This window comes from Sphingomonas sp. Leaf339 (genome assembly GCF_001426195.1).
GTDB lineage: Bacteria > Pseudomonadota > Alphaproteobacteria > Sphingomonadales > Sphingomonadaceae > Sphingomonas.
In genome coordinates this window covers 80,016-104,184 of record NZ_LMRS01000034.1, presented here as the reverse complement: position 1 = coordinate 104,184, position 24,169 = coordinate 80,016, and the positions used below count along the sequence as shown (strand labels likewise).

Here is a 24,169-nt window from a genome sequence, read left to right as displayed (position 1 = left end):
ATACTGGCAATTGTCGTGTCTGCGCCCTAGATCGCGATGACGCGTCAGGGAAAGCGCGAAGGAACGCTAAGTCATGCCAAACCGCCTCGTCGCGTATATCGATTCCATTCGCGCTCGCGATCCGGCCCCGCGCAGTCGGGCGGAGGTGCTGACCTATCCGGGCGTCTGGGCGCTGGCGGGTCACCGGGTGGCGCACCGGTTGTTCCGGGCACGGCTGTTCCTGCTGGCGCGGATCGTGAATCACTGGACGCGAGCCTGGACCGCGATCGACATCCATCCGGGCGCGACGATCGGCCGGAATTTCTTCATCGATCACGGCTTCGTGGTGATCGGCGAGACGGCGACGATCGGCGACGACGTGACGATCTATCAGTGCGTGACGCTGGGCGGGACCAGCCCCGACAATGGCGTCGGCGGCAAGCGGCACCCGACGATCAGCGATGGCGCGATCATCGGGTCGGGCGCGCAGGTGCTGGGGCCGATCCTGGTCGGTGCACGGTCGCGCATCGGCGCCAATGCGGTGGTGACGCGCGATGTGCCGGAGGGTGCGGTAATGGTCGGCATTCCCGCTCGCCCGACGACGATCGAGGGCGGCGCGGCCCCGGCGCCGCGCTTCGTCCCCTATGGTACGCCCTGCTCGGAGAATTTCGATCCGGCGACGCAGAAGACGGAATTGCTCCGTTGCGAAGTCGAACATCTGCGGCGGCGATTGGAAGCGTTGATCGCCGAACATGAGCAGGGCGGCATTGAGGCCGGAGAGCGTGATCGGGCCTGATGGGAGTCGTACCATTTCCTGAGCGCCGGAACGCACAGGTCGGGTTCGACCGTGCGGAACTGTCGCGCATCCTGGACCTGTATGGCCGCATGGTCGCGGCGGGGCATTGGCGCGATTATGCGATCGAACTGGGTCGTGAGGCAGCGGTCTTCTCCGCCTTTCGCCGTGCTGCCGAACGACCGGAAATCCGGATCGAGAAGCGGCCTGCGTTGCGCTTGCGCCAGGGCATGTGGGCGCTGGTGGGTGAAGCGGGGGCGGTGTTGAAGCGCGGGCAGGAACTGGGGCCGGTGCTGGCACCCGTCGAGCGGCGGTTGATGAAGCTGATTGACGAGTGAGCGGGGCGGCCGTTCGTTCCTGAGTGCTTCTGCGCAGGCGGCAAACCAAGACCGCATCGGATATCGTTGTTGATCCGAGATTCCTGCCTTCGCAGAAGCACGGCGGATTGATCGGCGACTGACACCCCCCGACCGCGAACAGACATGGAAAAGGCGCCCACCCGAAGGTGAGCGCCTGTCCAGCGGGCATCATTGCCGGTCAGCGAATTACTTGCCGCCGCGCTGACGGCACTTGTCGTACTGACCCTTTTTGCAGATCGGATAAGACTGCAATGCGGCCGGTGCCGGGAATGCTTCCGACGGTGCGGCCGCCGGACGGAAGGTCACCGGGCCGCCGGGGGTGCCGGTGGTCGCCGGCTGGGTCGGCTGATAGCCGCCGACCGGGTCGCCGGTCGCTACGCCGGCGGGTGCCGCCGTGGTCGTTGGTGCCTGCTGGGCCATGGGCGCGGCGGGATCAGCGGGCATTGCCGGCTCAGCGGGGGCAGTCGGCGCGGCGGTGTCGGCGGGCATGGCCTGATCGGCGGGCATGGCCGGATCAGCCGCAGGCGCCGTTGGTGGGGTCTGTGCCGCCGGCGGCGTTGCCGGTGCGGTCATGTCCTGTGCAATCACCGGGCTGGCGATCAGGGCCGTCGCGGCCAATAGGATGAGCTTCATGGCGAATCTCCTGAGAAAATCTGACGTGTTCTTTTCGATCACGCCGCCGACTAACGCCCATCCTGTGATTTGTGTCCTTCGCGAAACGATTCAGCCCTCGGCGTCCAAAGCGTAGCCGGCGGAGCGGACGGTGCGGATGATGTCGGGTCGGTCGCCCACGTTGATCGCTTTGCGCAGGCGACGGATGTGTACATCGACGGTGCGGCTTTCGATATCGCTGTCATGCCCCCACACGGCATCGAGCAATCGTTCGCGCGAAAAGACCCAGCCGGGATGTTCGAGGAAATGCTTGAGCAGGCGGAATTCCGTCGGCCCGAGCGCAACCATCTCGCCACCGCGCCGGACCTTGTGGCCGACGGTGTCCATCTCGATGTCCGAATAATTCAGCGCCTCGCCCGCGAGGCCCGGACGGACGCGGCGCAGGACTGCACCGACGCGCGCGACCAGTTCGCGCGGCGAGAAGGGCTTGGTGACGTAATCGTCCGCGCCGGTTTCGAGCCCGCGGACGCGGTCCTCTTCTTCGCCGCGTGCGGTCAGCATGATGATCGGGACATTCTGCGTCTCGGGCGCCCGGCGCAGGCGACGACAGACCTCGATCCCGGAAATCCCCTCGACCATCCAGTCGAGCAGTACGATGTCGGGTGTTCGCTCACGCGCGAGCAGCAATGCCTCCTCGCCATCGGCGGTGTGGACGACGTCGAAGTCCTCGCGCCGGAAATGGAATTCGAGAAGTTCGGCGAGCGCCGCATCGTCCTCGACCAGCAACATCGTGACACGTGCCATGGTTCAATCCTTGTCGCCGCCGCGGTCGCGGTCGGCCATCTGGGAGCCGGTCGCGGCGAAATAGACCATCTCGGCGACGTTGGTAGCATGGTCGCCGATGCGTTCGAGGTTCTTGGCGATGAACAGCAGATGCGCGACCTGGCTGATCGTCGCCGGGTTCTCGACCATGTAGGTCACGAGCGTGCGGAAGATTGAATCGTAGAAATCGTCGAGCGCGGCATCGCTGTCGCAGACCCGGACGGCGGCCGGCGCATCGCGCGCGCCGAACGCGTCGAGCGCGTCGCGCACCATCTCGGATGCCATCCGACCCATTGCGGGCAAGACCGAGACGGGCTCAATGCGATGTTCGCTTTCGATCAACGGCACGCGCTTGGCGATGTTCTTGGCATAATCGCCGATGCGTTCGACCACATTGGCGATCTTCAGCGCCGCCACGACCTCGCGCAGATCGACCGCCATCGGTGCGCGCAGTGCGATGATCTGGACGACGAGGCGTTCCACCTCGGCCTCGATCGCATCGATCGCCTTGTCGCCCGCGCGCACCTCGGCCGCGAGAACCAGGTCGTTGCGTTGCAGCGCCTGCATCGCCTTGGCAATCGCGTCTTCCGCGAGGCCGCCCATCTGGCTGATGAGCCCGCGCAACTGGCCGATATCGTTGTCGAAGGCCTTGACCGTATGCTGGTTCATAGATCCCCCACTCAGCCGTAGCGGCCGGTGATGTAATCCTTGGTCCGTTCCTGGACGGGATTGGTGAAGATGTCGGAGGTGGCGCCGTATTCGACGAGCGTGCCGAGGTGGAAGAATGCGGTTTTCTGACTGACACGCGCCGCCTGTTGCATGTTGTGCGTGACGATCGCGATGGCATAGCGGCCGCGCAGTTCGTGGATCAGTTCCTCGATCTTGGCGGTCGCGATCGGATCGAGCGCGCTGCAGGGTTCGTCCATCAGGATCACTTCCGGATCGACCGCGATGGCCCGCGCAATGCACAGCCGCTGTTGCTGGCCACCGGACAGGGCGGTGCCGCTGTCGGTCAGGCGATCCTTCACTTCGTTCCACAGGCCGGCGCGGGTCAGCGAGCGTTCGACCACGACGTCGAGATCCGCCTTACCGGTGGCGAGACCGTGGATGCGCGGGCCATAGGCGATGTTCTCAAAGATCGATTTCGGGAACGGGTTCGGTTTCTGAAACACCATGCCGACCCGGGCGCGCAGCTGCACCACGTCCATTTCCGGCGCATAAATGTCCTGCCCGTCGAGCCGGATATCGCCTTCGACGCGGGCGGAGGCGACGGTGTCGTTCATCCGGTTGAGCGTGCGCAGGAACGTGCTCTTGCCGCAGCCGGACGGGCCGATGAAGGCGACGACCTTGTCCTGTTCGATGTCGATCGAGACATCGTGGAGCGCTTGTTTGGGACCGTACGACACGTTGACGTGGCGCGCGGTCATTTTTGGTTCGTTGCTCACCAGCGGGTCTCGAATCGGTTGCGGAGGTAGATGGCCAGCCCGTTCATCGCGAGCAGGAAGACGAGAAGCACGATGATCGCCGCGGACGTCTTTTCGACGAAGCCGCGATCGACCTGATCCGACCAGAGGAATATCTGGACGGGCAATGCGGTGGCCGGGCTGCCGAGGCCAGAGGGCGGCGCGGCGATGAAGGCGCGCATGCCGATCATCAGCAGCGGCGCCGTCTCGCCGAGCGCGCGCGCCATGCCGATGATGGTGCCGGTTAGGATGCCGGGCAGGGCGAGCGGCAGGACGTGGTGGAACACAACCTGCACCGGCGATGCGCCGACGCCGAGCGCGGCATCGCGGATCGACGGCGGCACCGCCTTGATCGCGTTGCGGCCGGCGATGACGATAACCGGCATCGTCATCAGTGCCAGCGTCAATCCGCCGACGATCGGCGCCGATCGCGGCATCCCGAACGTGCCGAGAAAGACGGCGAGGCCGAGGAGGCCGAAGATGATCGAGGGCACGGCCGCGAGATTGTTGATCGATACCTCGATCAGGTCGGTCCAGCGGTTCTTCGGCGCATATTCTTCCAGATACAGCGCCGACAGGACGCCGATCGGAAAGGCGAGGCCGAGGGTGACGAGCATCGTCAGCAACGAACCCTTGAACGCGCCCCAGATGCCGACCCGCGTCGGGTCGGTCGCGTCCGCGCCGGCCAGGAAGCCGGTGTTGACGCCGCGCGACAGGACGCCGCGTTGTTTCAGGGAAGCGAGCGTTGCCTCCGCCTCAGGGGTGCCGTTCCCCTTATTGGCAACGTCGAGCGCGCTGGAGGCTGGCAGGTCGAACTGCGCTGTACGCGACAGCAGCGCGGGATCGGCCTTGATCGCATTGCGAACGCGGACCCACGCACCGTCGGACAGGATGTTGGCGTCGCCGAACGCGCGCGTCGCCGCGGCATCGACCGCGCTTTCGAGGCCCGCGCCGGCCAGCGCCAGATCGGCACCGCGGCCGTCGAGCTGCTTTGCCGTCACCGGTAATTTCGCGGCGGCGAAATCGATCGGCAGCGAGACGCGCGTTTCGGTGAAACCGCCCAGTCCCTGCATCAGCATGGTGGCGAGCAGGAAGGCGAGGAACCCCGCCGACATGACTACCGCCGACAACCCCATCAGGCGGAAGCGCCGTTCCGCGCGATAGCGGCGACGGATGCGGCCCTGCATTGCGCCGGTGGTCCAATCGGTCGGCACGCCCGGCGCATCGTTATGCGCGACACCCATATCGGGTAACTGGGCGACGAGCGTGTTACTCATATGCTTCCCGGTAGCGTTTGACGACGCGCAGGGCGACGATGTTGAGGAGCAGCGTGACGACGAACAGCGTCAGGCCGAGCGCAAAGGCGGCAAGCGTCTTGGGGCTGTCGAACTCCGCCTCGCCGGTCAGGAGATCGACGATCTGGCGGGTGACGGTGGTAGTCGAGGCGAAGGGATTGGCGGTCAGCGTCGCGACGCCGCTGGCGGCCATCACGACGATCATCGTCTCACCGATCGCGCGGCTGATCGCCAGCAACACGCCGCCGACCACGCCGGGGAGGGCCGCAGGGAGCAGCACCTTGCGGATGGTTTCCGACGAGGTCGCGCCCATCGCCAGACTGCCGTCGCGCATCGCGCTGGGGACGGCAGCGAGGCTGTCGTCCGCCATCGACGAGACGAACGGGATAATCATCACGCCCATCACCGCGCCCGCAGCCAGTGCGCTCTCCGACGAGGCCCAGCTGATCCCGATCGACACGGCGAAATCGCGCACCGCCGGCGCCACCGTCAGCGCGGCGAAGTAACCGTAGACGACGGTGGGGACGCCCGCGAGCACCTCGAGGATCGGTTTCATCCAGCGGCGGGTGCGCGGGGCGGCATATTGGGTCAGATAGATCGCGCTCATCAGGCCGAATGGAATGGCGACCGCCATCGCGATGACCGCGCCGATGAAGAACGTGCCCCAGAACAGCGGCACCGCACCCAGCGACGCGCCGGGATCGCGCGGGTCGATCACCTGCGGGCTCCAGTGCGTGCCGAACAGGAAATCGGTGATCGGCACGACCGAGAAGAACCGCGCCGCTTCGTACACCAGCGATGCGACGATGCCGATGGTGGTCAGGATCGCGATCAACGATGCGGCGAGCAGCGCGCCCATTACGATGCGCTCGATCCGGGTGCGTGCGGCAAAGCCGGGGCGGATGCGGGTGAAGGCATAGGCGCCGCCGGCAAAGGCGAGCAGCAACGCCAGGGCGGTGGCGATCCAGTCGTACCGGCTCTGCGCGGCGGCATAGGCGGGGGCGAGTAGCCGCGAGGTTTCGTTGAACGCGCCGAATGCGCGACCCGCACCTAGCTCACGCGCCTCCGACAGGATCGATGCACGGTCGAAACCGGGAGGCGGCAATTGTGTGGCGGCAGGATTCGTCAGAACCGCGTCCGTTACCAGAGCAGGCGACACCACCGACCAGATGACGAGGAAGACGAGTGGCGGGATCACCGTCCACAATGCGACGTACCAGCCGTGATGCGTCGGCAGCGAACTGAACCGCTGGGCGCCGGTACGGAAGCCGGCGGCACGGGTGCGCGCGGTGAGCCAGCCGATCAGTGCCAGGCCAGCGACGACGAGGGAAAGGGTGATGCCGCTCATTTCAGGGTCGCCGGATCGAGCGGCGTTTCGTTCGCGATCACTTGCGCGGCGCGGGCGCGCACATCGTCGGGTGCGGCGATCAGGCCACGACGGATCAGCGGGCCGTCAGGCCCCCATGCCTTGGCGTACAGCATCAGGAAATCACGCAAGCCGGGTATCGCATTCAGATGCGCTTTCTTGACGTATAGATAGAGCGGGCGCGATCCCGGATATCGCCCATCGGCGATCGCGGCATAGGTGGGGGCGACGCCGCTGATCGGGACACCGTTCACCGCGTTGCTGTTCTCTTCAAGATAGCTGTACCCGAACACGCCGATTGCATTGGGGTTCGATTGCAGTTTCTGGACGATCAGATTGTCGTTCTCGCCGGCATCGACATAGGCGCCGTCCTCGCGAACGCGGGTGCACAGCGCCTTGTGGCCGTCGGGGTCGGATTTGGCCATCGGCTTGGCGGCGGGGTTCGATGTCTCGCATCCCTTGGTCAGGATCAGTTCGGCCAATGCGTCGCGGGTGCCGCTGGTCGCGGGCGGGCCGTACACCTGGATGGGAATGGCGGGCAGGGCGGGGTTCACGTCCCGCCACGTGCTGCTTTGGTTTGGCTTGCCGTTCGGCGCGGCGGCCAGCGCCAGATAGAGGTCGGTGGGCGTCAACTGCATCTTCGGACCATTCTTCGCCTCGGCAAAGGCGATTCCATCGATGCCCACCTGAATTTCCAGCACGTCGCGCGCGCCGTTGGCGGCGCAATCCTTGTACTCGCTGGCCTTTATCCGGCGCGAGGCGTCCTCGATATCCGGGTGGGCGGCGCCGATGCCGGCGCAGAACAGTTTCATGCCGGCGCCGGTGCCGGTCGATTCGATCACCGGCGCCTTCGCATCGGGATCGCTGGCGACGAACTGTTCGGCGACCATCGTGGTGAAAGGATAGACGGTGGATGATCCGACCGCCGTGATCTGGTCACGCGCGCCGGCGCCGCCGCCATTGGCCTGATCCTGACACGCGGCCAGCGGCAGCAGCAGGCCGATGATAAGCTGGCGGCGCATGAACATTCCCATGAGGAGTGGCCCTGCCACCCGTGCGAGCCGCCTATGTGACGCTGCGGTTACGCTTTCATGACAGTCGATCCGGGCAGCGATCCGGAGGGCGGGGGCGGCAGCGTAACCGTGACCGTCGTGCCGACGCCGACGCGGCTGGCGATGTCGAGCCGGCCGCGATGCCGCTCCGCCACATGCTTTACGATCGCCAGGCCAAGTCCGGTGCCGCCCAGCGAGCGGCTGCGCCCCGGATCGGCGCGATAGAATCGCTCGGTGAGACGGGGTAGATGTTCCGGCGCGATGCCGTCGCCCTGATCGGTGACGATGATCGCGACACCGGTCGGCACGCGATCGATCCGGGCGATGACGGGGGTGGCGGCGCGGCCATATTTCATCGCGTTGCCCAGCAGGTTGTGGAACAGCTGCGACAATTGCGCACGGTCGCCCGCGATCGTGCCGATCCCCTCTGCGACGACGCATTCCACGTCGGCGGCGCGGGCGCTGCCGGACGAGCGAAGTTCCACGCATACCTCGCCCAGCAGGACGCCAAGATCGATCGGCTGGTCGGGCAGACGATATTTGTCCGCCTCGATCCGCGACAGCGACAACAGGTCCTCGACCAGCCGCTGCATCCGCCGTGCCTCGTCCATCATGATCTTCAGGAAGCGTTTGCGGATCGCGGGTTCCTCGCCCGCTTCTTCGCCCAGCGTTTCGATGTAACCGAGGATCGAGGCGAGTGGCGTGCGCAGTTCGTGGCTGGCATTTGCGACGAAATCGACGCGCATCCGCTCGGCCGCCGCATATTCGGTGCGGTCGATCAGGTCGACGACGGCGAGATCGTCGGACACGGCGGCGACGCGCATCTCCCAGCGTCGGTCGCGGGCGCCGATGCCGACGAGTTCGACCGGCTGGCCACCCGGCGCGGCGAGCGCGGCGGCGGCGGCGGGGTGGCGGATTGCGACGCGCGCATCTTCACCGATGATATGCGTGCCCAGCAGCGTCCGCGCGGCGCGATTGGCGAGTGTTACCCGGCCCGCCGACACGAGAAGAACGGGATCGGCGACGGCGTCCAGCACTTGACCCAGGGGCGATTCCTGCGGCTCGGCCACCGGCGTGGTCGGCGCATCGTCTTCCCGACCACGGGCGAGCAGAACGGCGGCGATGCCACCGACCAGCGCGACCATCGCCGGTTCCCATTGCCGCCCGATCAGGAACACCGCGACGGTGGCGACCATGACGATCGCCAGCGCGGGCAGGGCGTGGCGAGCCGATCTTCCGCTCATCGGTTCAGCGATCGCCACCCAGTCGGCGCAATGTCGGCACCAACTGGTCGAACCCGTCGATGACCGCGTCAGCGCCCAGATCGGCGACCGGACGATCGAGGAAGCCGAAACTGCATGCAACCACCGGCACGTGAGCGGCCTTTGCAGCCTTCACGTCATAGATCGAATCGCCGACGAAGGCGGCGCGACCGCCGCCGCAGCGGTCGATCATCGCGTGGATCGGTGCTGGCGATGGCTTGCCGTTTCCCGGCCCCATCGTATCGCCGCCGATCAGGCAGGCGAACCGATCCGCGAGATCGAGCGAGTCGAGGATGTGGGCGGCGTATCGTTCCAGCTTGTTGGTGACGACGGCCAGCGTCACGCCCTGTTCGGCCAGTGTGTCGAGGGCGGCGAGGGCGTGGGGATAGGGTGCTGTCTCCACGATCATATGCGTTTCGTAATAATCGAGGAGGCGGTGGTGGAGCACATCGAGTTCGTCATCGGTGCAGCCGCCGGTGCGGGCCATACCCTGCGCCAGCATATGCCGTGCGCCGCCGCCGATCATCGTGCGGATCTCATCGACCGGCAGCGTTGGTCGCCCTGCGCTTTCCAGGGCGTGATTGACCGCGGCGGCGAGATCGCCGCTGGTGTCGAGCAGCGTGCCGTCCATGTCGAATCCGACGATGGCGAAGGGAAAATCGGTCATGCGGCGGGGCGTGCCAGCCAGCCTATGGCATTGGCAAGGCTTTCGTGGCACCCGCCCGCGTCATGACCGATTCAACGACCCGTCCGCTTGCCGCCATCGTCCTCGCTGCGGGCAAGGGCACGCGGATGAAGTCCGACACGCACAAGGTGCTACATCCGATCGCGGGGCGGCCAATGCTGCTGCATCTGCTCGCCGCGGTCGGTGAACTGGCACCCGAGCGAGTGGTGGTGGTGACGGGTGCGGGTCGCGAACAGGTGGAAGCGGCGGTCGCGCCGCTGGGGATCGCCACGGCGCTGCAGGCCGAACAGCTCGGCACGGGCCACGCGGTGCGGCAGGCAGAGGCGGCGCTGGCCGGCTTCGCGGGCGATGTGCTGGTCCTGTATGGTGACGTGCCGCTGGTGACGGCAGCGACGATGCGGCGGATGCTCGATCGGTTGCGCGCGGATGACGCGCCAGCAGCGGTGGTGCTGGGCTTTCGTCCCGTCGACCCGGGCGCCTATGGCCGGGTAATCGCCGACGCCGAAGGGCGTATCGACCGGATGGTCGAGTACAAGGACGCAACCGAGGCCGAACGGGCGGAAACGCTGTGCAATTCAGGGCTGATGGCCGCACGGGCGGAGAATCTGTGGTCGCTGCTGGCGCGGGTTGGCAACGACAATGCGGCGGGCGAATATTACCTGCCCGATATCGTCATACTGGCAAGCGCGGACGGCCACGGATCGGCGGTCATCGAGACAGGCGCGGACGAAGTGGCGGGCGTCAATAGCCGCGGCGAACTGGCGACGGTCGAGGCCGGTTGGCAGGCGCGGCGGCGGATCGAGGCGATGCGCGATGGGGTGACGCTGGTCGCGCCCGATACGGTGTGGTTCGCACACGATACGGTGCTGGGCCGCGATGTGACGGTGGAACCGAACGTCGTGTTCGGCCCCGGCGTGCGGGTGGCGGATGGCGCCATGATCCACGCATTCAGCCATCTGGAGGGCGCGATCGTGGGCGAGGGCGCGGAGGTCGGCCCCTATGCCCGACTGCGGCCGGGGGCGGTGATGGGCGCGCATGCCAAGGTCGGCAACTTCGTCGAAATGAAGAAGGCGGTGCTGGGCGAGGGCGCCAAGGCCAGCCACCTGACCTATCTGGGCGATGCGGATGTCGGGCCGGGCGTGAACATCGGCGCGGGCACCATCACCTGCAATTACGACGGTTATCTGAAATACCGCACGACGATCGGCGCGGGCGCGTTCATCGGCTCCAATTCCGCACTGGTGGCGCCGGTATCGATCGGCGCCGGTGCGATCGTCGGCGCGGGATCAGTCATCACCGGCGATGTCGATGCGGATGCGCTGGCGCTGGCGCGTGGACGACAAGAAAGCCGGCCTGGCTGGGCAGCCCGGTTTCGCACCATGATGAAAGCTAAAAAGGCAGCTCTTTAACGGCGGGGCTTTCGCGCGCAATCGATTTCACTCATAATCATGTCAGCAATTCGGGAGAGTGATATGGGCGAGGCACCGCTGGTCGCCGGCGTGGAACTGGGCGGCACCAAGTGCATCTGCATTCTGGCGCGTGGCCCCGACGATATCGAGGATCGCGTCCAACTGCCGACGACGCGGCCGGAAGAGACGCTGAGTGCGATCGAGGCGGTGCTGGACCGGTGGTCGGGCTTTTCGGCACTGGGCATCGCCAGTTTCGGGCCAGTGTCGATCGACCATGCCAGTCCGCTTTACGGCCATATCACCTCGACCCCAAAGCCGGGTTGGGCGGGGCAGGACGTGGCGGCGCGACTGAAGCGCCATGCCGGCGTTCCGACCGGTTTCCACACCGACGTCGTCGGCGCGGCGCTGGCCGAGGCGCGGTGGGGTGCGGCGAAGGGGCTGGCGGATATCGCCTATGCGACAGTCGGCACCGGTATCGGCGTCGGCCTGATCGCCGGCGGTAAGCCGGTCGATGGGTTGACGCATTCGGAGCTTGGCCATCTGCGCCCGGTACGGATGCCCGGCGACGATTGGGTGGGCAACTGCCCCTATCATGGCGCGTGCCTGGAGGGGCTCGCGGCTGGTCCGGCAATTGCCGCGCGCACGGGAATTCCCGGCGACAAGCTGGCCGCGGACGATCCCGCCTGGGACCTGATCGCGCATGCTCTGGGTCAGCTGCTCCATTCACTCGTGCTGACCGGCGTGCCGCGGCGGATCGTGATGGGTGGCGGGGTGATGGTCGGCACCGATCACCTCTTCCCGCGGGTACGGGCGGCGATGGCGAAGAGTCTGGCCGGTTACGTCGCCCTGCCGGAGGTGGGCGATCCCGAGACCTATGTCGTGCCGCCGGCGCTGGGCGGCAACGCCGGTCCGTTGGGTGCGATCGTGCTGGGGGCGCAAGCGTTGGGTGCGCAATTGCAGACGTCGTTCACGACGGGCTGACGGCTGTTATAGTGGCAGCAGGGGCTGGCGATCAGGGACGATCGCCGCCTCGTCGACCAGCGCCGACAGCGTCAGGCCGAGCAGGCGGACACCGCCGGGCACCGGCAATTGCGCAGCCAGCAGGTCATGGCCGATGCCGAAAAACTCGGTACGATCGGCCACTGGTCGGATCAGTGAGCGGGCGCGGGTAATCGTGGTGAAATCCGCCCGACGCAGCTTCAGCGTCACGGTCCGCCCGAGCGCAGACGCGCGGTCGATCCGCGCCCAGGCGGCATCGGCGACGACGACGAGCGCATCGCGGAGCGCGACGGGGTCGCTCAAATCCTGCTCGAACGTGCGTTCGGCGCCGATCGACTTGGCGGCGCGGTGGGCGCGGACGGGGCGATCGTCCTGTCCTCGTGCGGCGTTGTACAGATAGGCGGCATAGCTGCCGAAATGCTGTTGCAGGAACGCCAGCGACCGCTCCGCCAGATCGGCACCGCTCAGTATGCCGAGCGCCTCCATCCGCCGCGCAGTGACCGGGCCGACGCCGTGGAAGCGTTTTACCGGCAGGCCGGCGACGAAAGCGGGGCCATGGCGGGGCGGGATGACGCACAGGCCGTCTGGCTTGTTCTGGTCGGAGGCCAGCTTGGCGATGAACTTGTTGTAGCTGACGCCAGCGGATGCGGTGAGGCCGGTGTCGGCGTGGATGCGGGCGCGGATCGCCTCGGCAATAGCACGGGCGGAGCCGAGTCGGTGGCGATCCTCTGACACGTCAAGATATGCCTCGTCCAGTGACAGCGGTTCGATCAGGTCGGTATAGTCGGCGAAGATCGCGCGGATCTGGCCGGAAACGGTGCGATACACATCGAATCGCGGCGGCACGAAGATCAAATCGGGGCAGGCGCGGGCGGCGCTGGACGAGGGCATCGCCGACCGGACGCCGAAAGCGCGCGCCTCATAACTCGCCGCCGCCACGACGCCACGCGCCCGCGATCCGCCGACCGCCACCGGCCGCCCGCGCAGGGCCGGATCGTCGCGCTGTTCGACGGATGCGTAGAAGGCGTCCATGTCGACGTGGATGATCTTGCGGAGAACCTGCTCGGTCATGGTGCCGCAGAGATAAGGCGTTGAGGGACCCGGTGCGAGCTTTCGGCGTTTGCCAGCGCGCAGCGCCCTCATCATGAGCGCCGCGAACACGGGGGCAAAAGCCGATTATGACACCGGGCAAGGATTGCTGGCGTATCGAACGCGCCGACCGAATGTCGGTGATCGTCGATGCGGACTCGTATTTCCGGGTCGCCCGAGAGGCGATGTTGCAGGCAAAGAAGCGCATCCTGCTGATCGGCTGGGATTTCGACGCGCGCATCGTGCTGGACCACAGCGTGAACGGGCCGCCCCGATCGCTGGGCGCGTTCGTGTACGATGTGGTCGAGCGCAATCCTGATCTGGAGGTGTTCCTGCTTCGCTGGGATTTGGGCGCGATCAAGTCGCTAGGGCGCGGGGGGACGTTATTCACCGTCCTGAAATGGATGGCGCATCCGCGTATCCACACCAAGCTGGATGGCCATCACCCGACCGGCGCGTCGCACCATCAGAAGATCGTCATCATCGACGATTGCCTGGCCTTTTGCGGCGGCATCGACATGACCGGCGATCGCTGGGACACGCGCGAGCATCTCGACGAACAGCCGCTGCGCAAGCACTCCTGGGGCCAGTCGTACAAGCCCTGGCACGATGCGATCAGCGCCGTGCAGGGGCCGGTCGCCGCGACGCTGGGCGTGCTGTTCCGCGAACGATGGCGGGCGGCGGGGGGCAAGGAACTGCTGCCCGAACCGGACGCGGTTGGTGGTTGCTGGCCGGAGGGGCTGGCGGTCGATTTCACCGACATCGATGTCGGCATCGCCCGAACCTTCCCGAAAATGCCCGATCAGGTGCCGGTGCATGAGAGCGAGGCACTGTTCCTGACGCAGATCGCGTCGGCCAAGCGCCACTTATACATCGAAAGCCAGTATTTCGCCTCGCGCCGGATCGCCGAGGCGGTAGCGCGGCGACTGGACGAGCCGGACGGGCCGGAGATCGTCATCATCAACCCCGTCACCGCGCAAGGGTGGCTGGAGCCATTGGCGATGGACACCGCACGCGGCCGATTGATGGAGGCGCTGCGGCGGCGTGACAAGCATCGCCGGCTGCGCATGTATCATCCTTGTACGAAGGGCGGCACCTCGATCTATTGCCACGCCAAGATCCTGATTGCCGACGATCGCATCTTCCGGCTGGGATCCAGCAATATGAATAACCGGTCGCTGCGGCTGGATACCGAGTGCGATCTGGCGATCGTGGCGGGAACGGAGAGCGAGCGGGCGGGTGTAACGGCGATTCGTGACGGCTTGATCGCCGAGCATCTGGGGCTGGAGCGGAAAGTGGTAGCCGACGCGATCGAGTCGTCCGGGTCGATCATCGAGACGATCGAGCGACTGCGCGGATCGGGCAAGACGCTGCGCCCGTTCGAAGAACCCGATCTGAGCGCGATCGAGGAATGGTTGGCGGATAACGAGGTGCTCGATCCCGAAGGGCCGGAGGAGATGTTCGAGGCGCTGTCGAAGCGCGGCCTGTTCCGCCGGTTCGGACTTAAGCGGAAGTCTTGACGACGGGCGGGTCGCGTTCGCCGTTGCCAAGTCGATCGGCGCGGCCCACGTTGGACAGCGATGCTGCATCAGATCGGTGCCCTGCCCTATAGAATGACGGCCGATGGCGCGATCGAGGTGATGCTCATCACCTCGCGCGACACCGGTCGCTGGGTGGTGCCCAAGGGGCATCCCATTGTTGGACTAGCCCCGCACGATGCCGCCGCGCAGGAGGCGTGGGAGGAGGCCGGCGTGCGCGGCTATCCCTGTGCCGCCATGCTGGGCGATTTCCGGTATATCAAGCGGCGCCGCCGCGGCGTCATCGAGGCGACGGTCGCGATCTATCCGCTGGCGGCGGTGCGGCAGGACGCGGATTGGCCCGAGCGCGGGCAGCGCCAGACGCGCTGGTTCACCCTGTCGGATGCCGCCGCGGCGGTAGATGAGCCGGAATTGCAGGCGTTGATCGCTGGCTTTCGCACGCCACCTGCGCCATCGACGCTCGCTGAACGAATGCTCCCGGTGATCTGCACCGGGATAAGGAGGCGATTTCCGATGCTTGGCTGGTTCCAGTCGTTGATGCCCAAGCAGGGGCGATTCTTCGAGCAGTTCGAGGCGCATGCCGCGACGCTGGTCGCCGGCGCCGACGCGCTGGCGAAATTGCTGCACGGCGAGGGGGCGATCGCCGAACAGGTCGCGGCGATCGTCGCGCATGAGCATGAAGCGGACGACATCACCCGCGACGTGTTGCAGGACGTTCGCCGGGTGTTCGTGACTCCGTTCGACCGTAGCGCGATCATCGAATTGATCGGCGCGATGGACGACGCGATCGACCAGATGAACCAGACGGCGAATTCGATCACGCTGTACGGCGTCACCGACTTCTATCCGGCGATGCGCGACATGGCCGGCATCATCGTCGAGGCGGCGCGCATCACGGCGGAGGCGATCCCGCTGCTACGATCGGTGAACCGCAACGGCGACCGGTTGAACGAGCTCACCGCGCGGATGATCCGGATCGAGGGTCAGGCGGACGATATCCATGATCAGGGCATCCGATCATTGTTCCTGGAGCATCAGGACAACCCGATGCAGTTCGTCGTCGGTCGCGAAATCTACAGCCATCTGGAACGGATCGTCGACCGGTTCGAGGATGTCGCGAATGAAATCCAGGGTCTTGTGATCGACCACGCCTGAGAGGCCCGACATGATTTCGCTTCCCCTGCTGATCGGCTTGATCGGTATCGCGCTGCTGTTCGATTTCCTGAACGGCCTGCACGATGCCGCCAATTCCATCGCCACCGTCGTATCGACGCGCGTGCTGAAGCCCGAATGGGCTGTAGCGTGGGCGGCGTTCTTCAACTTCATCGCCTTTGCCGTTTTTGGCCTCCATGTCGCGCAGACGGTGGGCAAGGGCATCATTCAGGCCGAGGTGATCGACGCGGCGGTGATCTTTGGCGCGCTGATGGGGGCGATCAGCTGGAACGTCATTACCTGGGTGTTGGGCATCCCGTCCTCGTCCAGCCACGCGCTGATCGGCGGATTGCTGGGCGCCGGCATGGCCAAGGCGGGATCGGTGGCGATCGTATGGGGCGGCGTCATCAAGACGGTGGTGGCGATCTTCGCCTCGCCCGCGATCGGGTTGCTGTTGGCGCTGATGCTGGTGCTGGTGGTGGCGTGGACCAGCCTGAAGCTGACGCCGATCGGCGTCGACAAGCGGTTCCGCAAGTTGCAGTTGATCTCGGCCGCGCTCTATTCTCTCGGGCACGGCGGCAACGACGCGCAGAAGACAATGGGGATCATCGCGGTGTTGCTCTACAGTCAGGGCTATATGGGCGGTGGCGAGTTCACCGTGCCGTTCTGGGTCGTGCTGAGCTGTCAGGCGGCGATGGCGCTGGGAACGCTGTCGGGCGGTTGGCGGATCGTCCACACCATGGGGTCGAAGATCACGCGGCTGACACCGGCGCAGGGATTTTGCGCCGAAACGGGTGGCGCGATCACGCTGTTCGCGGCGACGTTGTGGGGTATCCCGGTGTCGTCGACGCACACGATCACCGGCGCGATCGTCGGTGTCGGTGCGGCCCGGCGGGTGTCCGCGGTCCGCTGGAATGTCGCTTCAAACATCGTCATCGCATGGTTCGTGACGTTGCCCGCCGCTGGTCTGATCGGAGCCGGCGTCTATTATGCGACGCGGGCGATCGGCGGCGGGTTCTGAAGGTTATCCCGCCATCGCCGGGATGGGATCGACCTGAGGCATAGCATCGTTCGCACCGAGGTTTCTTGGTCGGCGTGACGGCTTTTTCTGGGTCATCAGATTGGCCGGCCGCATCTTCGATAAGGCCGCGGCCATGCCGAGCATGACGCCCAGTCCCATGGTCGATCGACCGACGAGCGACGTGAAGGCCAGCATGACCGCGATCGACCCCAACAGCGCGGCGATCACGGATAGCTGCCGGGTATCGTAACGCCGCAGCATCTTGGCCCGTTTCCACAACACGCCGATCGGGATCAACAGGCTACTGCCGAACGCCATCACGCCGACCAGCCCCGACACGAGCAGCACGTAGAGATAGGTGTTCACGAAATCGACGATGCCCTCACCCTGTTTCATATCGGCGAGGCTGGTCACGACCGTACCAATGTCGGTGCCGAACAACAGATTATGCTGCGCTTCCTCGATCCCGCGCGTCCAGAGATCCTGGCGATAGTCGCGTTTGACGACGCCGGTCGTATCCAGACCGAGCGTCTGGGCGACCTGTGGAATAGTCAGGGCCGCGCCATATACCAGGCCGCCGAACAGGGCCGCGACGACGACCCCTTTCAGCATCTTCGAAACCTGCCCCGTGCCGATCTGATAGACCAGATAGGCGACGATCAGGCCCAGCCAGGCGCCGCGCGATTGCGGCGCGTACATGCCCAGCAACAGCAGCGCGCACATCCCCCAGAACATCATCTTCGACCGGAACATCCAACTGCTCGACATGCCGATGAACGTACCGATCGACAGCCAATACGCGAATGAGGTCGGCTCCGGAAACGGTCCCGGCGAGCGTAACAGGCCGCCACGCATCTTAACCGACGCGCCACTGCCCAGCGTAATTCCGTAATGATCGTAGATCACACGATATAGCGGCCATGTCGTCCATGCCTCATAGATTGCCAGCGACGATAGCGCGGCCGTCGCGGCAACCATGCCGATGAAGATGCGCCGGACGTCGTCACCGGTCCGGATCGACCGCCGCACCGCGTAAAAGGGCAGGACGATGGTGCAAAGCTGCTCGACGAGCACGCGTAGCATATTGGTCGCGGTCGTCGCGCGGATGCCGGACAGAACATAGACGGAGAAGATGGCGAGCAGGCAGATGCCGGGTATGGTCCAACTGCGCTGACCGCCGCCCCCGCCCTTGATCGTCGCCATCACCGCCGCGCCGGCGGTCACGCTCATGATGTTGTCGACCGCCATCAGCCAGGTGCCGCCGATCGTCAGCGGCATGCCGACACCCGGCAGGATCAGAAACGAGAAGATATAGATCGGCGCGATCTCGGTCCGCTTGCGGGCGAACAGCGGCACCGTGAGGAACGCCAGCAGGTTGCAGATCAGCGGCGTGGGACTGAAGAACGAGACGAGGATGCCATAGGCCAGCACCATCATCAGCTTGTTACGGAATTCGCGCCCGATCGACTTGTTCGCGCACACGAAAAACAGGACCAGCCCCGCCATCGAGGCAAAACCCAGGAACAATGCTGCTTTGATCAGATACAACAGGTGCGTCCTAGAAAGTTCTGACGAAACGGCCGCTGCGCCGACGCTTGACCGCGCATGGCGCTACAGCAAACCGGCGCGCAGGTCATGCATCGATCGTCATCATGCACGTCGCGGGTTAAGAACGCCTTGATCCATCATCATTGCCATGATGCCGACGGCGCCGAACTGCCGGCGCCGAACTGCCGGTGGTGAAGGGTCCGTCGATGCTCGATCTCGTCAGGATCGGTGAAGTCGCCGCGCGCCAAGGAGTTGTCGGTCGGCACCCACTGGCGCGCTCTGCCGCGACCAAAGCGACGGTGCCTTGATGGGCATATGACGGCTCATCGGGATCGGATCGGGTCGTTCCGCCGTCCATTGCATTGTGGCACGATGCTGGTGTTCATCGACTTCGAAGCCTCGTCACTCGGAAAACGTGGTGTACCGATCGAGGTGGCCTGGGTGTTCGAAGACGGTCGGTCCGAGGCGCATCTTATCCATCCAGCACCGTCTTGGACTGATTGGGATGATACGGCCGAGGCGATTCATCATATTCCGCGTGATCGGTTGGTGCGTGAAGGGACCGCTCACGATGTGGTCGCCCGGCGGATGGTAGCGGAACTGACGGGGCATGATCTGTTGGCGAGCGCGCCGTCTTGGGATGGCAAATGGCTCAGCGCTCTGCTTCGCGCGGCCGGGTTCGATCGCCACACCTTGCGCCTACGCGACAGCGATGATGCCCAGCGCGAATGCGCGACCGCGATCCTCGCGCCGGTCGTGCCGGCGGACCGGCTGACCGCGACGGTCGGCGATCTGCTTGCGATGACCAATGTCCGTGCACCCGGCCAGACCCCCGCGCATCGCGCCTTGGCCGATGCCGAAGACGAACGTCAATGCTGGCTGGCGGTGGGGCAGGCCGCCCGCACGCTGGCGAAGGAACTGTCGGTTGCCGGCTAACAGCATGCAGGGCGCTAGTGGTCATCCGGTGACACCGGACGGCCGCTATTTCGTGGTGCGCGGACGGTTGTGGCGGATGGCTGATCCCAGCCTCTCGGATGTAGAACGACAGCGGTTGGTTGACGAACTGATGCGCGCCCGGCGTGCGGTCGGGATCGCCAAGCGCGCAGAAACCCTGCTTGCCGAACGATCCGCCCGCGCAGCCGTCGATGAAGCAAAGCGGGCGCTGGGCGAGCGCGGGCCGGTATGGTGGCAGGACGGTGCCCCCGACCTCAACCGTCATATGGCGCGCAACACGCCCTACGCGGACTGGTTCGCAGACCTCGGACGATCCGGCCAAGACGGGATCGGTTCCACCAAATGATATGATAATGTGGTCGGGAAGAGAGGATTCGAACCTCCGGCCCCTGCCTCCCGAAGACAGTGCTCTACCAGGCTGAGCTACTCCCCGACGGAGTGCGACAGGCGCTTCGAAAAGGCCGGCCGTGCTTGGAGGCGCGCCTATACCTAGCGGTCCCGACTGACGCAAGCGTCTTCATGGATCGCTGCGGTTTTGCGTATCGCGCGGCGGGCCATTGGTATTGCCGGGTGTAGGCAGTAGGGGCGGGCGCGTGAACGATCTTGAAGCTGTCGCCTTTGTGCTGGGTGTAATCAACGTGACGTTGGTGGTGCGCCGCAGCATCTGGAATTACCCGTTCGGGATAGCGACGGTCGCGGTCTATGCCGTCGTGTTCGTCGAGGCGCGGCTGTACAGCGACACGCTGTTGCAGGGATTCTTCGTCGTCGTGAATGCCTATGGCTGGGTTGCCTGGACGCGGAACCGGGCGGCGGCGGGGCAGGTGATGGTCGAGACGATGACATGGCCAGCGCGGATCGGCTGGCTGATTGGCATCGCGCTGGCCGCCACGATCTGGGGGACGGGCATGCACCGTTTCACCGATGCCAGCATGCCATGGTGGGACGCCGCGCTGGCCGCCGCCAGCATTGCCGCGCAATGGCTGATGGCAAAGCGGAAATGGGAGAATTGGGTGCTGTGGATCGCCGTCGATGTCGGATCGATCGGGCTTTACGTCGTCAAGGGATTGTGGCTGACGGCAGTGTTGTACGGTGTTTTCCTGATCCTGGCGACATGGGGCTTGGTCGATTGGCGGCGACGGGCATGACGATCCGGTCGATCTGCCTGCATGGGCCGGAAAGCACCGGCAAATCGACGGTTGGACCACGGCTCGCGGCGTGGCTGGGCACGCCCTATGTCGCCGAATATGGCCGGGATTATGCCGAGGCGCACGGCACCGACTTTGCGATGGCCGATCTGGTCGCCATTGCAGAGGGACATGACCGGCTGGCTCGGGCTGCGATCGCGACTGGACCGACTCCGGTGATCGTCGACACCGATCCGCTTATGACCGCGGTCTGGGCCGACATGTTATTCCGGCGGCGCGATCCATGGTTCGATGCCTGGGGCGGTACAGCCGACCTCTATCTGTTGTTCGACATCGATCTGCCGTGGGTGGACGATGGCACCCGCATGTTCGGTTCCGTCGAAGCGAGGCAGCGGTTCTTCGACTTATGCCGGGCGGAGTTGGACCGGCGGGGCGTGCGATGGGCGCTGGTCGGCGGGCAAGGGGAGCAACGATACCTGAATGCCGTCGCTGCCATCAGGCGGATGATGGATACCCCGACGCACCCTTGATGCGCCGGGTGTAGCCGCCTCTTACTGTGAGGGAGTAAGCTTGGTGTTCAGGACCCAGCCGACATTGTCGTTCTCGTCGGCGACTTCCCACCACAGGCCGTTCTTCGTGCCCGTGGGATAGACGATCGCACCGGGCGACAGCATCCGGACCGTCTTACCGGTCGCCGCGGCGGTGGCGCGCATCGCGACCGGGGCCATGGCGGTGAAGGTCTTGGAGGGGGCCGCCTGTGCCGTGCCGGTATCGCCCGTCTGGACGAGGCCGAGTTCGTTGACCAGTTTCGAATAGGCCTGGATGAAAGACAGCGTCACGATGCGACCGATATCGGTATTGTCGTATCCGCCGCCGACAATGCCGACACCGGCGCCCAGAAAGCCGCCCGCGCCACCGCCGAAAGACAGGCTGTTCTTGGCGGCATAGCCATCGGTGGTCGCGATCGTCTCGGTCGTGCGGACGTTGGTGACGGACAGGACTGTGTTCGCCTCCATCTTTTTGCTGCCCATGCCGCCGACCGCGGCGCCGAAGCGGCCGCCGAGCAGGCCGCCGATCCCGGCGCCGATGCCGCTGCCGCCCGAATTGCTGTTCGCCGCCTGAAGCTCGGCGATCATCACATAATCGGCCGCCTTGATCTGGCCTTGGCCGACATTGGAGCGGCGTTGCAGGCCCAGGTCGCTGCCGATGTTGCGTTCCAGCTGTGCTGCTTGCAGGCCGCTACCGCGATCGACGAGGTTGAAGCAGCCGGATCGCTGGATCAGCACCTTCAACAGCTTCTGGGGTGAGGCCAGCGAATATTGCGTCCAGCCGCGCGGATCGTCGCCATCGACGACCGAGATCGTGCCAAGCTTGCGGGCGCAATGCGGCACGTCGCTCATCGTCGCGCCCTGCGTCTTCTGCGTCCCTGACGGCTTGGCGAGTCGCTGGGCCGCGGCCGGAGTCGCGAGCAGCAGCATCGCCGCGCTGCCGGCCATCAACATGTCTTTCGCAACGATCACAATGCAGTCCCCCAAGATGATGCCCTCCACGGACCAAACCGACGTGCGGCAACGGGTCGTGTCCGTTTCGATCGTGTAACAGCATGGGTTGGTTGCCACCAGATGACGGGTAATGCGGCCGTCGTCCGCTATCGCCTTTGACGGTGGCGATGCCGCTGCTAGAGGCGGCAGGATTATGTCCACCCCGCTCGACCGCATCCGCAACTTCTCCATCATCGCGCATATCGACCATGGCAAGTCGACGCTGGCCGACCGGCTGATCCAACAGACGGGCGGGCTGACGGCGCGCGAGATGAGTGAGCAAGTCCTTGATAACATGGACATTGAAAAGGAACGGGGGATCACCATCAAGGCCCAGACGGTGCGTCTGGCCTATCAGGCGAAGGACGGGCTGGATTACGTCCTGAACCTGATGGACACGCCCGGGCATGTCGACTTCGCGTACGAGGTAAGCCGCTCGCTGGCAGCGTGCGAGGGCGCGTTGCTGGTCGTGGACGCCGCACAGGGGGTCGAGGCGCAGACGCTGGCCAATGTGTACCAGTCGATCGAGCACGATCACGAGATCGTGCCCGTCATCAACAAGATCGACCTGCCCGCTGCCGAGCCCGAGAAGGTCCGCAAGGAAATCGAGGACGTGATCGGCATCGACGCGTCCGAGGCGGTGATGGCATCCGCGAAATCGGGAATCGGCATCGCCGAAATCCTGGAAGCGATCGTGACCAACATCCCGCCGCCCAAGGGCGATGCGGCGGCGCCGCTGAAGGCGATGCTGGTCGATAGCTGGTACGACCCGTATCTGGGCGTCGTCATCTTGATCCGCGTGATCGACGGCGCGCTGAAGCGCGGGCAGCAGATCAAGTTCATGCAGGCGGGTACCACCCATCTGGTCGACCGCGTCGGCTGTTTCCGGCCCAAGATCGAGCAGTTGCAGGAACTGGGCACGGGCGAGATCGGCTTCATCACCGCGCAGATCAAGGATGTGGCACAGGCCCGCGTCGGCGACACGCTGACCGATGCGAAGCGGCCGGCGGAACAGGCGCTGGAAGGCTTCAAGGAAGTGCAGCCGGTGGTGTTCTGCGGGCTGTTCCCGGTCGACGCTAACGACTTCGAGAAGCTGCGCGAATCGATCAGCAAGCTGCGGCTGAACGACGCGTCGTTCAGTTTCGAGATGGAGACGAGCGCCGCACTGGGCTTCGGTTTCCGCTGCGGGTTCCTGGGCCTGTTGCATCTGGAGATCATCCAGGAGCGGCTGACGCGTGAATATGACCTGGACTTGATCACCACCGCGCCGTCGGTGGTGTACCAGATCGAGTTCACCCATCCCGATCCGGCGGGGATCACGCAGATCGATCTGCACAACCCGGCCGACATGCCCGATCCCAACAAGATCGCGACGATCAGCGAGCCGTGGATTCAGGCGACGATCTATGTCCCCGACGAATATCTCGGCAGCATCCTGAAGCTGTGTCAGGACCGGCGCGGCGTTCAGAAGAACCTGACCTATGTCGGCGGCCGCGCGCAGGCGACGTACGAATTGCCGCTGAACGAGGTGGTGTTCGATTTCTATGACCGGCTGAAATCGCTGTCGAAGGGCTATGCCAGCTTCGATTATACGCAGATCGGCTATCGCGAGGGTGATCTCGTCAAGATGAGCATCCTCGTCAACGAGGAGCCGGTCGATGCGCTGAGCATGATCGTCCATCGCGGCACGGCAGAGATTCGCGGGCGCGGCATGGTCGAGCGCCTGAAGGACCTGATCCCGCGCCATCTGTTCAAGATCCCGATCCAGGCGGCGATCGGCGGCAAGGTGATCGCGCGCGAGACGATCAGCGCGATGCGCAAGGACGTGACCGCGAAATGTTACGGCGGCGACGCGACCCGCAAGAAGAAGCTGCTGGAGAAGCAGAAGAAGGGCAAGGCGAAGATGCGGGAATATGGCTCGGTGAGCATTCCGCAGGAGGCGTTCATCGCGGCGCTGAGGATGGGCGACGACGCCTGAGGCCAAGGAGGGGATTGCGGAGCAATCGCCAAGTTGGACGAGGACCAGCGTCGAGCCGGTCGACGGCCGGGCGAGCCTGTCCTCGCCCGTGTCGATCGACGACGCGG

Annotated in this window: 24 protein-coding genes and 1 tRNA gene; 12 read left to right on the top strand and 13 right to left on the bottom strand. The window is 65.3% G+C overall.

The features are described from left to right. Positions 1-73 precede the first annotated feature (73 nt). Both epsC and ASG67_RS12955 read left to right on the top strand, forming a co-directional pair. Positions 74-775, top strand: a complete 702-nt coding sequence (gene epsC, locus ASG67_RS12960; protein ID WP_056530912.1) for a serine O-acetyltransferase EpsC — start codon at positions 74-76, stop codon at positions 773-775. Further along, positions 775-1,110 carry a DUF2794 domain-containing protein gene (locus ASG67_RS12955; protein WP_056530910.1) on the top strand — a complete coding sequence of 112 codons (336 nt, stop codon included), beginning with the start codon at positions 775-777 and terminating at the stop codon, positions 1,108-1,110. The genes epsC and ASG67_RS12955 overlap by 1 nt, the downstream gene beginning before the upstream one ends. 207 nt (positions 1,111-1,317) lie before the next feature. Here ASG67_RS12955 and ASG67_RS12950 read toward each other — a convergent pair whose 3' ends face one another. The 9 genes from ASG67_RS12950 to ASG67_RS12910 all read right to left on the bottom strand — a co-directional run bounded on the left by ASG67_RS12950 (position 1,318) and on the right by ASG67_RS12910 (position 9,670). Further along, positions 1,318-1,764, bottom strand: a complete 447-nt coding sequence (locus ASG67_RS12950) for a hypothetical protein (protein WP_056530908.1) — start codon at positions 1,762-1,764, stop codon at positions 1,318-1,320. A 90-nt stretch (positions 1,765-1,854) separates the two neighbouring features. Beyond that, positions 1,855-2,547 (bottom strand): phosphate regulon transcriptional regulator PhoB, encoded by a 693-nt coding sequence (gene phoB, locus ASG67_RS12945; RefSeq protein ID WP_056530905.1) that lies wholly within the window; start codon positions 2,545-2,547, stop codon positions 1,855-1,857. Positions 2,548-2,550: 3 nt separating this feature from the next. Further along, positions 2,551-3,234, bottom strand: a complete 684-nt coding sequence (gene phoU, locus ASG67_RS12940; protein ID WP_056530902.1) for a phosphate signaling complex protein PhoU — start codon at positions 3,232-3,234, stop codon at positions 2,551-2,553. A gap of 11 nt (positions 3,235-3,245) precedes the next feature. Continuing rightward, a complete protein-coding gene (pstB, locus tag ASG67_RS12935) occupies positions 3,246-3,992 on the bottom strand; it encodes a phosphate ABC transporter ATP-binding protein PstB (RefSeq protein WP_056530899.1) in 747 nt (248 codons plus the stop codon). 14 nt (positions 3,993-4,006) lie between these two features. Continuing rightward, on the bottom strand, positions 4,007-5,305 hold the full coding sequence (pstA, locus tag ASG67_RS12930; protein WP_056530896.1) for a phosphate ABC transporter permease PstA: 1,299 nt from the start codon (positions 5,303-5,305) through the stop codon (positions 4,007-4,009). Beyond that, positions 5,298-6,671, bottom strand: a complete 1,374-nt coding sequence (gene pstC / locus ASG67_RS12925) for a phosphate ABC transporter permease subunit PstC (protein WP_056530893.1) — start codon at positions 6,669-6,671, stop codon at positions 5,298-5,300. Before pstC ends, pstA begins: the two co-directional genes overlap by 8 nt. After that, positions 6,668-7,711, bottom strand: coding sequence for a substrate-binding domain-containing protein (locus ASG67_RS12920; protein ID WP_156460814.1), 1,044 nt, complete (start codon positions 7,709-7,711; stop codon positions 6,668-6,670). Before ASG67_RS12920 ends, pstC begins: the two co-directional genes overlap by 4 nt. Positions 7,712-7,770: 59 nt before the next feature. Next, positions 7,771-8,985, bottom strand: coding sequence for an ATP-binding protein (locus ASG67_RS12915; RefSeq protein WP_056530887.1), 1,215 nt, complete (start codon positions 8,983-8,985; stop codon positions 7,771-7,773). Between the two features lie 4 nt (positions 8,986-8,989). After that, positions 8,990-9,670 (bottom strand): HAD-IA family hydrolase, encoded by a 681-nt coding sequence (locus ASG67_RS12910; RefSeq protein ID WP_056530884.1) that lies wholly within the window; start codon positions 9,668-9,670, stop codon positions 8,990-8,992. 62 nt (positions 9,671-9,732) lie between these two features. Here ASG67_RS12910 and glmU point away from each other — a divergent pair, with 62 nt between their 5' ends. Both glmU and ASG67_RS12900 read left to right on the top strand, forming a co-directional pair. Continuing rightward, positions 9,733-11,097, top strand: a complete 1,365-nt coding sequence (gene glmU, locus ASG67_RS12905) for a bifunctional UDP-N-acetylglucosamine diphosphorylase/glucosamine-1-phosphate N-acetyltransferase GlmU (protein WP_056530883.1) — start codon at positions 9,733-9,735, stop codon at positions 11,095-11,097. 63 nt (positions 11,098-11,160) lie between these two features. After that, the gene (locus tag ASG67_RS12900; RefSeq protein WP_056530880.1) at positions 11,161-12,078 is read left to right on the top strand and encodes an ROK family protein; all 918 of its coding nucleotides are present in this window, start codon (positions 11,161-11,163) and stop codon (positions 12,076-12,078) included. Between the two features lie 6 nt (positions 12,079-12,084). Here ASG67_RS12900 and dinB read toward each other — a convergent pair whose 3' ends face one another. Further along, positions 12,085-13,167: a DNA polymerase IV gene (gene dinB, locus ASG67_RS12895; protein ID WP_056530877.1), complete on the bottom strand. Its 1,083-nt coding sequence runs from the start codon at positions 13,165-13,167 to the stop codon at positions 12,085-12,087. 107 nt (positions 13,168-13,274) lie between these two features. Between dinB and ASG67_RS12890 the strand changes: the two genes are divergently transcribed. The 3 genes from ASG67_RS12890 to ASG67_RS12880 all read left to right on the top strand — a co-directional run bounded on the left by ASG67_RS12890 (position 13,275) and on the right by ASG67_RS12880 (position 16,896). Beyond that, entirely contained in the window at positions 13,275-14,705 is a 1,431-nt protein-coding gene (locus ASG67_RS12890; protein WP_056530874.1) for a phospholipase D-like domain-containing protein, read from the top strand. A 63-nt stretch (positions 14,706-14,768) separates the two neighbouring features. Continuing rightward, positions 14,769-15,878, top strand: a complete 1,110-nt coding sequence (locus ASG67_RS12885) for a DUF47 family protein (protein ID WP_056531414.1) — start codon at positions 14,769-14,771, stop codon at positions 15,876-15,878. 10 nt (positions 15,879-15,888) lie between these two features. After that, a complete protein-coding gene (locus ASG67_RS12880) occupies positions 15,889-16,896 on the top strand; it encodes an inorganic phosphate transporter (RefSeq protein ID WP_056530871.1) in 1,008 nt (335 codons plus the stop codon). Positions 16,897-16,899: 3 nt separating this feature from the next. Here the strand turns inward: ASG67_RS12880 and ASG67_RS12875 are convergent, their stop codons facing one another. Beyond that, entirely contained in the window at positions 16,900-18,444 is a 1,545-nt protein-coding gene (locus ASG67_RS12875) for an O-antigen ligase family protein (protein ID WP_056530867.1), read from the bottom strand. A gap of 315 nt (positions 18,445-18,759) precedes the next feature. Here ASG67_RS12875 and ASG67_RS12870 point away from each other — a divergent pair, with 315 nt between their 5' ends. After that, on the top strand, positions 18,760-19,380 hold the full coding sequence (locus tag ASG67_RS12870; RefSeq protein ID WP_235535200.1) for a transcriptional regulator: 621 nt from the start codon (positions 18,760-18,762) through the stop codon (positions 19,378-19,380). Between the two features lie 4 nt (positions 19,381-19,384). Then, on the top strand, positions 19,385-19,744 hold the full coding sequence (locus ASG67_RS12865; RefSeq protein ID WP_056530864.1) for a hypothetical protein: 360 nt from the start codon (positions 19,385-19,387) through the stop codon (positions 19,742-19,744). A 10-nt stretch (positions 19,745-19,754) separates the two neighbouring features. Here the strand turns inward: ASG67_RS12865 and ASG67_RS12860 are convergent. After that, a tRNA-Pro gene (locus tag ASG67_RS12860) sits at positions 19,755-19,831 on the bottom strand. A gap of 160 nt (positions 19,832-19,991) precedes the next feature. Here ASG67_RS12860 and pnuC point away from each other — a divergent pair. Then, positions 19,992-20,543, top strand: coding sequence for a nicotinamide riboside transporter PnuC (gene pnuC / locus ASG67_RS12855; RefSeq protein WP_056530861.1), 552 nt, complete (start codon positions 19,992-19,994; stop codon positions 20,541-20,543). Beyond that, positions 20,540-21,073 (top strand): AAA family ATPase, encoded by a 534-nt coding sequence (locus ASG67_RS12850; RefSeq protein WP_056530858.1) that lies wholly within the window; start codon positions 20,540-20,542, stop codon positions 21,071-21,073. Before pnuC ends, ASG67_RS12850 begins: the two co-directional genes overlap by 4 nt. 21 nt (positions 21,074-21,094) lie before the next feature. Here the strand turns inward: ASG67_RS12850 and ASG67_RS12845 are convergent, their stop codons facing one another. Continuing rightward, positions 21,095-21,943 carry a CsgG/HfaB family protein gene (locus tag ASG67_RS12845; RefSeq protein WP_235535221.1) on the bottom strand — a complete coding sequence of 283 codons (849 nt, stop codon included), beginning with the start codon at positions 21,941-21,943 and terminating at the stop codon, positions 21,095-21,097. Between the two features lie 295 nt (positions 21,944-22,238). Here ASG67_RS12845 and lepA point away from each other — a divergent pair, with 295 nt between their 5' ends. Further along, positions 22,239-24,062 carry a translation elongation factor 4 gene (lepA, locus tag ASG67_RS12840; RefSeq protein WP_056530850.1) on the top strand — a complete coding sequence of 608 codons (1,824 nt, stop codon included), beginning with the start codon at positions 22,239-22,241 and terminating at the stop codon, positions 24,060-24,062. Positions 24,063-24,169: the final 107 nt, after the last annotated feature.

Coding starts and splice junctions, on each gene's coding strand:
- ASG67_RS12890 (WP_056530874.1), top strand. CDS start 13,275: ATGACACCGGGCAAGGATTGCTGGCGTATCGAACGCGCCGACCGAATG.
- dinB (WP_056530877.1), bottom strand. CDS start 13,167: ATGACCGAGCAGGTTCTCCGCAAGATCATCCACGTCGACATGGACGCC.
- ASG67_RS12920 (WP_156460814.1), bottom strand. CDS start 7,711: ATGCGCCGCCAGCTTATCATCGGCCTGCTGCTGCCGCTGGCCGCGTGT.
- pstC (WP_056530893.1), bottom strand. CDS start 6,671: ATGAGCGGCATCACCCTTTCCCTCGTCGTCGCTGGCCTGGCACTGATC.
- pstA (WP_056530896.1), bottom strand. CDS start 5,305: ATGAGTAACACGCTCGTCGCCCAGTTACCCGATATGGGTGTCGCGCAT.
- ASG67_RS12880 (WP_056530871.1), top strand. CDS start 15,889: ATGATTTCGCTTCCCCTGCTGATCGGCTTGATCGGTATCGCGCTGCTG.
- ASG67_RS12950 (WP_056530908.1), bottom strand. CDS start 1,764: ATGAAGCTCATCCTATTGGCCGCGACGGCCCTGATCGCCAGCCCGGTG.
- ASG67_RS12910 (WP_056530884.1), bottom strand. CDS start 9,670: ATGACCGATTTTCCCTTCGCCATCGTCGGATTCGACATGGACGGCACG.
- phoB (WP_056530905.1), bottom strand. CDS start 2,547: ATGGCACGTGTCACGATGTTGCTGGTCGAGGACGATGCGGCGCTCGCC.
- phoU (WP_056530902.1), bottom strand. CDS start 3,234: ATGAACCAGCATACGGTCAAGGCCTTCGACAACGATATCGGCCAGTTG.
- lepA (WP_056530850.1), top strand. CDS start 22,239: ATGTCCACCCCGCTCGACCGCATCCGCAACTTCTCCATCATCGCGCAT.
- ASG67_RS12865 (WP_056530864.1), top strand. CDS start 19,385: ATGCAGGGCGCTAGTGGTCATCCGGTGACACCGGACGGCCGCTATTTC.
- ASG67_RS12955 (WP_056530910.1), top strand. CDS start 775: ATGGGAGTCGTACCATTTCCTGAGCGCCGGAACGCACAGGTCGGGTTC.
- ASG67_RS12850 (WP_056530858.1), top strand. CDS start 20,540: ATGACGATCCGGTCGATCTGCCTGCATGGGCCGGAAAGCACCGGCAAA.
- pstB (WP_056530899.1), bottom strand. CDS start 3,992: ATGACCGCGCGCCACGTCAACGTGTCGTACGGTCCCAAACAAGCGCTC.
- ASG67_RS12915 (WP_056530887.1), bottom strand. CDS start 8,985: ATGAGCGGAAGATCGGCTCGCCACGCCCTGCCCGCGCTGGCGATCGTC.
- ASG67_RS12845 (WP_235535221.1), bottom strand. CDS start 21,943: ATGAGCGACGTGCCGCATTGCGCCCGCAAGCTTGGCACGATCTCGGTC.
- ASG67_RS12870 (WP_235535200.1), top strand. CDS start 18,760: ATGACGGCTCATCGGGATCGGATCGGGTCGTTCCGCCGTCCATTGCAT.
- glmU (WP_056530883.1), top strand. CDS start 9,733: ATGACCGATTCAACGACCCGTCCGCTTGCCGCCATCGTCCTCGCTGCG.
- ASG67_RS12900 (WP_056530880.1), top strand. CDS start 11,161: ATGGGCGAGGCACCGCTGGTCGCCGGCGTGGAACTGGGCGGCACCAAG.
- epsC (WP_056530912.1), top strand. CDS start 74: ATGCCAAACCGCCTCGTCGCGTATATCGATTCCATTCGCGCTCGCGAT.